Source organism: uncultured Sphingomonas sp. (assembly GCF_964237155.1).
Classification (GTDB): domain Bacteria; phylum Pseudomonadota; class Alphaproteobacteria; order Sphingomonadales; family Sphingomonadaceae; genus Sphingomonas.
On sequence record NZ_CAXSHH010000030.1, the window covers coordinates 23,231 to 30,038 of the forward strand.

Below are 6,808 nucleotides of genomic sequence, written 5' to 3' on the forward strand. Positions count from 1 at the left end.
GTCGGTCGAAGGAGGGTATGGCACAACAGTCGGCGAGACGGGATCGGAAGAACCAGATAGACCCATCGTGTCCAAGAACACGCAATTGTGAAATGGTTCCGGTCCGCGACTCCCATACGGGCCAGCAGCTTCATCGCTGCATCACAGGCCGGACAGATGGCAGCATCCGACCACGTGTCGAAACCTCAAGAAAACCGCTTGCAACCGAAGGGGCGTCCACAGAGGCGATCAGAGTCGGGGCACGACCGAAGCGGAAGGTCCGGTCAGTCGATCCTGCGTCCGGCGACGTTATGATAGAGGATCGAAAAGAGACCGGCAGGACAGTCTGCCTGCCGGCCCTCTGCCCGCGTCAGCGCGCCTGAGACCAGGCGACCGCATCCGCTCCGGCCGGGAAGTCGGCGGGAGAGCTCTCGTCGGTCACGGCTCGCCAGATCGCCTGGGCTACATCTTGGGCGGAGGTGACGGGTCCTGTATCCTGTTCGAAGCGAGCGAAGACCTGCTGGACGAGCCCAGCGTAGGGCTCGGGAAAGCCGTTCCTCATCCGCGCCCGCGCGTTGTCGCTGAACGCGGTGTCGGGCGCGCGACCCGGCCGCACGACCCGCACGCGGACGCCGAACGGCTCGAGCTCGAGCGCGACGCTGGCTGAAAACGCGTTCACCGCGGCCTTGCTGGCGGTGTAGACGGACAATAGCGGAAGCGGCTTATAAGTGACCGACGAGGTCACGTTGACGATCACGCCGGCGCGGCGCTCGCGCATCTGCGGCAGTACAGCCTGCATGAGTGCGACAGTGCCGAGCGTGTTGGTCTCGAAGATGTCGCGGACGGTTTCGATCGGCGTGCCTTCCAGCGCGTTGAGGAAGCCGATCCCGGCGTTGTTGACGAGCGCGTCGATCGGCCCCGCCGCCGCGATCGCATCCGCGATGCTGGCGGCGTCGGACACATCGAGCGCAAGCACCCGAATACGCTCCGATGAAGGCAGCACGTCCTGGCGCGGCGAGCGCATGGTGGCGACGATGTTCCACCCTTTGTCGGCGAATTGGCGGGCGGTCTCCAGGCCGAAGCCCGAGGAGCATCCGGTGATCATGATGGTCGGCATGGCTTTCTCCTGTTGCTGACCCCGAGAAAGGTGGGCATTGCACCTGGACATCCTACTCTCCACCGTCCCCATTTCGTTAGCGAGCGTCCAGCAATGAGCGATCCGCTGGCGCAGGTCGTCGGCCTGCTGCGGCCCGATCTATCCTTCGCGAAGCTGGTCGAGGGTGCGGGCGCCTGGCGCATACCGCGGTCGGAGGAGGGCAGGCCCTTCTTTTGCGCCGTGCTGGAAGGTGCCATCCAGCTGGAGGTGCGCGGCCGCGAGCCGGTGCTGGTATCGGCCGGCGACTTCGTCCTGATCCCGACCGCTTACGACTTTACCTCCTCCAGCACTTCGCCCGCGCCGGGCCACGGTTTGAGCAGCGTACCGATCGAGGTGAGCCCGAACGTCTTCCGCCTGGGCGACCCTGCAGCCACGCCAGAGGTCCGCATGCTGGTCGGCTATTGCGCGTTCGGCTCGACGGACGCCGCGTTGCTGGTTTCCCTTCTCCCGTCGCTGATCCATGCGCCTGGCGAGGGGCGCCTGACCGCGCTTATCCAGATGGCGGTGGAGGAGTCCCGCGCCGAACGCGCGGCGCGCGACGTGGTCCTGGCGCGGCTAATGGAGGTGCTGTTCATCGAGGCGCTACGCTCGTCCGGTCCGCACTGTCCGTGCGGGATCCTCCGTGGTCTCGGCGATGATCGGGTGGCGGCGGCGATCCGGCACATCCACGAGCAACCGACCGCTCCATGGACGGTCGCCAGCCTCGCGCGCGCGGCCGCGATGTCGCGCTCGACCTTCTTCGACCGCTTTCGCCAAACGGTCGGAATGGCACCGATCGAGTATCTGCTGCACTGGCGCATGGTGCTGGCGAAGCAGCTGCTGGAGCACGGGCGGACTTCCGTCGCCGAAGTCGCGCAGCGCGTCGGCTATGGGTCGTCAAGCACCTTCAGCGTCGCCTTCTCGCGCCATGTCGGCACATCGCCCAGCCTTTACGCGCGCCAACGAGCAGCATGAATGCTGCAATGGAACCGTCTGAACGAAGGTCTGGCTCTGGGGAACGCCGAACACGATCCCGACCGTCCGGTTGTGGGTCAGGTAATCGACGCAAAGAGTACTCACACCTTGGGACCGCCGGCTACAGGGACATCCCGATCGAAAGCTCGCTTCACGCGTCTCAGTGGCCCCTGCAGTCCGTCGCGGCCAGTTGAGCATCAATGCATGACGCGATAGGTCAGGATGTAGTGAGCAGGATCCTACTCGGCACGGCGGGCTGGTCGATCCCGTCCGCCATGACACCGGAGTTCCCGAGCGCAGGATCGCATCTGGAGCGCTACGCCCAGCGCTTTTCCGCGGTTGAGATCAATTCGTCATTTCATCGTCCTCACCGCGTCGGCACGTACCTGCGCTGGGCGGCGGCGGTGCCGGCTGGGTTTCGGTTTTCGGTCAAGCTGCCAAAGGCAATCACGCACGTTCGACGCCTGGTGGCGGTCGACGATCTTCTCGCGGCCTTCTCGCGCGAGGTCGCAGGACTGGGTGAGAAGCTGGCCGTGGTGCTGGTGCAGCTGCCGCCCAGCCTGACTTTCGACATCGATGTAGCTGACGACTTCCTCCGTCTGCTCCGACGTCACTTGGATGTCGGGATCGTCTGCGAGCCGCGGCACGCGACGTGGTTCACGGACGAGGCGGACGCATGTCTCGTGTTGCACCAAGTCGCGCGGGTTGCGGCGGACCCGGTGCTGGTGGCGGGAGGGAACCGGCCCGGCGGCTGGTCGAGGCTCCAGTATCATCGGCTGCATGGTTCGCCGCGAACCTACTATTCGGCTTACGGGGACGCTGCGCTTCGCAAACTCGCAGGCCGCTTGCGGTCGAGCGACGGGCCGAGGGGCGAGTGCTGGTGCATCTTCGACAACACCGCCTCGAGTGCGGCGACCGCGAACGCCTTGGAGCTGAGCGCGATACTGGACGGCTCCGACCCGCCAGAACTCAGGACGTCGACCTAAGAGAGCGCCGCCGAGCAACTTTGTGCACTGCACAACGGTTGAGGCGACATGACAAAACAGACTAACGCCAAATCATGTGAAGATAATTTGCAAACAGGCGAGCTTTCACGCTCCTGGGCGCGCTTTGCCAGCCAAAACCGCGGCTGGCTGGTTGCTGGAAGCGCAGTGGCGATGCTGGCCGGCAGCGCCGTATTCAACCGCGCCAACGCCCGTCGTGCCGAGGCTCGGACACCACCTGTAGGCTTGTTCGTCGAGGTCGACGGCGTCCGGCTGCACTATGTGGACCGGGGCGAAGGACCCGCTGTTGTCCTCCTCCACGGCAACGGCGTCATGCTTCAGGATTATACAGTCAGCGGCGTCCTTGACCATGCGGCGGAAAAGCACCGGGTCATCGCCTTCGACCGGCCAGGCTTCGGCTACAGCGATCGACCGCGCTCGCGCCTGTGGACGCCGGCTGCTCAGGCGGACTTGATCGCGCAGGCGATGAAGCAGATCGGGGTTGAGCGTGCGGTGATCGTCGGGCACAGCTGGGGCACGATGGTCGCGCTCGCGATGGCGCTCGACCATCCGGAACTCGTTTCCGGTCTCGTGCTGCTGTCGGGTTATTATTACGGAACGGCGCGCCCGGATGTCGTGCCCGCGTCCATGCCCGCCATCCCTGTCATCGGCGATCTCATGGCGCATACGGTGTCGCCGCTATCCGGCCTGCTGATCGGGCCGGTGGCGGTAAAGGCAAGCTTCTCGCCCGCTCCCGTGTCTGACAAATTCGCAAGCTTCCCGATCGCGATGACGTTGCGTCCGTCGCAGGTGCGCGCGACCGCGGCCGACACCGCGATGATGGTGCCGGCCGCCGTCGCGCTGAGCCGCCGATACGGCGAGCTCGCCTTGCCGATCATCGTCATGGCCGGCGAGGGCGATCTCATCGCGCATGTCGACAAGCACGCGGAGCGCCTCGTTGAGGAGATCGACAGCGCCGAGCTGCGTATGATCCCTGGGCAAGGTCACTTGTTTCACTACGCCGTACCGGAGCAGGTCGCAGCTGCAGTCAGCGACGTAGCGCGCCGCTTCATATAGGCGCGCGCCAGCTCGCGAAAGCGTGCTCATCTGAAGCGGCTATGCTGTCGCATGGTCGAATGGTTGCCATTTAGGACAACTCGCCACGCAATCGCCGCTCCGGCTTCGGCCATATCGCACAAGGACCAAAAAGGTGAACGGATGTCCGGTTCCGGGGAGCCGTTCGGAGCTTTGAAGTGCCCACAACTGGGTCCCTCCCGCCGAGAGGCTGCGTACCAAAAGCTTAGTGCCTGGTGGTGCCGCTGAACTCCGGTGCGGCATACGCGACTTGATCGCCAACGATCGTCAGCAGGCTCTTGGTCGCGGGCAGGGCGGCTCGAGGGACCTTAGTCATGTCTTGTGATAGTACTGCTATGTCTGCGAGCATGCCGGGTGCCAGCATTCCCTTCTCGGCCTCGGCGGACTCGGCGTACGCTGGCCACCGTGTCAGAACCGCCAGTCCCTCTTCACGCGTGACCGCATCGGGGTTGGTGTCCACGGTGATCGCGGCGAGCATCGCAAAGGGCGGAAATCCCATGTCTGAACCATAGGCCACGGGCACCCCAGCGCGCAGTCATTGCCCGACGGGTGCTGTGGGCCGCGGCTGCGCCAAGACAATCCCCAGCCGTTTGGCGCGTTCGAGCTCGGCGCCGACAATGCCGTTGGCGTGCTCCATCCGGACCCGCGTCCGCCGCCAGCGCTCGGACGGTGCCATCCGCTCCATCTCGTCCAGCACTAGGCTTGCCATCGCATCTCCAACCGCATGAAGGTGGAGCGGCTCGCCGCCGGCGAGCGCGCGAGCTAGCTGCGCACGAAGGTGCTCGATCGTGAAGTTCGGTCGTCCGCGCCAGCCGGGGCGATCACGATAGGGCTTTGACTGGAAGGCGAGCCCCTCGATTGGTGTCCCGTCGAGTACCCACTTCACGCCCGAAACGCGCGTGAATGGCGGCAAGCGTGACCGCAGCTTGCCCCAGGAGTCAGTGCCGTTCGCCTCCGCGACGCTCATCGGGAACCTTATTAGGCGAAGTCTGATTGCAGGGTTTACGCGACGGAGCGCACGCGCCAACGCTGCAGGGGTCTGGTCCCCCGACATGGCCTGAACGGAGGTGATGCCTTCGCGAAGGCGGCGATCGACGTACCCGCGCCAGTGCGTCAGCTGTATTTTATCGCTTGCCGCCGATTGCAGCCGACGGAGCACTTGCCAGCCGGCCTACTCCTCGAGCTTGCCCGTGATCCGACCGCTGGCGTCGCGATCGAGCCGTCCGCCGAGAGGATCAGGCGTCCGGTCGTTCAGGTTCATCAGGTCGAGGCCACGTGAGTTGAGAATCACGCCGTGGCCCCACCAGGCCGAAAGCACGACAGGACGTCCCCCGGCAACCGCGTCAACCGCGATCCGAGCGGCGGCGACATCCCTCATCGCGCCCGGGCCGACGACGGCGTGCACCCACGTACCGGGCGGCGATCCCCGTGCGGCCCTTGCGACAGCGGTGGCGACGTCTCCCAGCGGCGGGTCCGATACGGGCGATGCGCCAGTATAGGCGGAAGCGCCGAAGGGGACATTGCCAGGGTGATCGTGGGCGTCGTTGATGCCCGGCATCGCCATGCGGCCGGCAAGATCGATGACGCGTGTACGCGGTGTCGCGGACTTCAGGATGATACCGCTGTCCCCGACCGCCGAGACCCTGTCGCCTCGGACCGCGAGCGCCTCGACATATGGCTGCTCGGCGTCGCCCGTGTAGATGCGCCCGCCATGCAGGATCACGTCAGGCCCCGACGGGCCGGGAGCTGGCGCGGCGGCTATGGAGAAGAGAGGGGCGGCGAGCGTCAGCAGCGCGGCGGGCATCAATCGAGATCGCATGGGCGTCCTCCTGCTCGCGAAGGTCGCACGATCCGCGCGCACCGTCCATCTCGCACGCGAGGGCGGCCCGTTCGCAGGACGCAATCCATGTTTCTCGACCGCAGCAGGCCGCAACGCGCATGCTGAATGAATGGTCGAAGTCAGATTGGAAACTACCTGAACGTCCGCATCTAATGATGTGGATGGCTCTCCAATCCTCCTGCAGGATGATCTGCGGAGAGCCGGAAGGAGACCCACGATGAGAAACGTCACGACAATCGGTTTGGATTTGGCGAAGAACGTGTTCCAGGTGCACGGTGTCGGTGCTGATCCCCGGCGTCGGTCCGCTGCTCACCAGCGCCATCGTCGCCACCGTTCCTGACCCGGCGATCTTTCGCTCAGGGCGCAACCTGGCCGCGTGGATCGGTCTCGTGCCTCGGCAGAACTCCAGCGGCGGCAAGGAGCGGCTCGGCGGCATCACCAAGGCAGGGCACCAGTATCTGCGCTAGATGCTCATCGTCAGAGCGATGGCGGTGGTCCGCTATGCGCAGCGCAACGGGGCGAAGCGGCCGTGGCTCGTGCAGCTGCTCGCCCGCCGCAAGACCAAGGTCGCAGCTGTCGCGCTCGCTAACAAGAATGCCCGCATGATCTGGGCGATGATGGCGAGCGGCGAACGCTACCGCGAGCCTAAGGTCGCGTAAGAAATACCGCGCGGGCGACCGCGCCGCACGAAGTTGGAAAGGGCGAACAGGAGCTAATGCAACAAGCCGGTTGAAACGGCCGGATCGGTGTCAACCGGCGTGCAAAAGGGACCCCCGATCGGCGTCGAACAGGGCCCCCCTC

The 6,808-nt window shown here is 65.4% G+C and carries 6 protein-coding genes and 1 pseudogene; 5 read left to right on the top strand and 2 right to left on the bottom strand.

Going from position 1 to position 6,808, the window contains the following annotated elements; translation table 11 throughout:
* Positions 1 to 349: 349 nt before the first annotated feature.
* Positions 350 to 1,096 (bottom strand): SDR family NAD(P)-dependent oxidoreductase, encoded by a 747-nt coding sequence (locus ACFE71_RS08635; protein ID WP_375428393.1) that lies wholly within the window; start codon positions 1,094 to 1,096, stop codon positions 350 to 352.
* Positions 1,097 to 1,189: 93 nt separating this feature from the next.
* Here ACFE71_RS08635 and ACFE71_RS08640 point away from each other — a divergent pair, with 93 nt between their 5' ends.
* The 3 genes from ACFE71_RS08640 to ACFE71_RS08650 all read left to right on the top strand — a co-directional run bounded on the left by ACFE71_RS08640 (position 1,190) and on the right by ACFE71_RS08650 (position 4,149).
* On the top strand, positions 1,190 to 2,089 hold the full coding sequence (locus ACFE71_RS08640; RefSeq protein ID WP_375428394.1) for a cupin domain-containing protein: 900 nt from the start codon (positions 1,190 to 1,192) through the stop codon (positions 2,087 to 2,089).
* A gap of 227 nt (positions 2,090 to 2,316) precedes the next feature.
* Positions 2,317 to 3,075 (top strand): DUF72 domain-containing protein, encoded by a 759-nt coding sequence (locus ACFE71_RS08645; RefSeq protein WP_375428395.1) that lies wholly within the window; start codon positions 2,317 to 2,319, stop codon positions 3,073 to 3,075.
* Positions 3,076 to 3,246: 171 nt separating this feature from the next.
* Positions 3,247 to 4,149: an alpha/beta fold hydrolase gene (locus ACFE71_RS08650; RefSeq protein ID WP_375428396.1), complete on the top strand. Its 903-nt coding sequence runs from the start codon at positions 3,247 to 3,249 to the stop codon at positions 4,147 to 4,149.
* A gap of 223 nt (positions 4,150 to 4,372) precedes the next feature.
* On the opposite strand, the pseudogene ACFE71_RS08655 reads toward ACFE71_RS08650, so the two are convergent.
* Positions 4,373 to 5,986, bottom strand: a pseudogene (locus tag ACFE71_RS08655) (amidohydrolase).
* A gap of 296 nt (positions 5,987 to 6,282) precedes the next feature.
* Here ACFE71_RS08655 and ACFE71_RS08660 point away from each other — a divergent pair.
* On the top strand, positions 6,283 to 6,474 hold the full coding sequence (locus tag ACFE71_RS08660; protein ID WP_375428397.1) for a transposase: 192 nt from the start codon (positions 6,283 to 6,285) through the stop codon (positions 6,472 to 6,474).
* The gene (locus ACFE71_RS08665) at positions 6,475 to 6,666 is read left to right on the top strand and encodes a hypothetical protein (RefSeq protein ID WP_375428398.1); all 192 of its coding nucleotides are present in this window, start codon (positions 6,475 to 6,477) and stop codon (positions 6,664 to 6,666) included.
* Positions 6,667 to 6,808 lie beyond the last annotated feature (142 nt).

Excerpts from the sequence above, each read along its gene's own strand:
- ACFE71_RS08650 (WP_375428396.1), top strand. The coding sequence starts at position 3,247 with ATGCTGGCCGGCAGCGCCGTATTCAACCGCGCCAACGCCCGTCGTGCC.
- ACFE71_RS08640 (WP_375428394.1), top strand. The coding sequence starts at position 1,190 with ATGAGCGATCCGCTGGCGCAGGTCGTCGGCCTGCTGCGGCCCGATCTA.
- ACFE71_RS08635 (WP_375428393.1), bottom strand. The coding sequence starts at position 1,096 with ATGCCGACCATCATGATCACCGGATGCTCCTCGGGCTTCGGCCTGGAG.
- ACFE71_RS08665 (WP_375428398.1), top strand. The coding sequence starts at position 6,475 with ATGCTCATCGTCAGAGCGATGGCGGTGGTCCGCTATGCGCAGCGCAAC.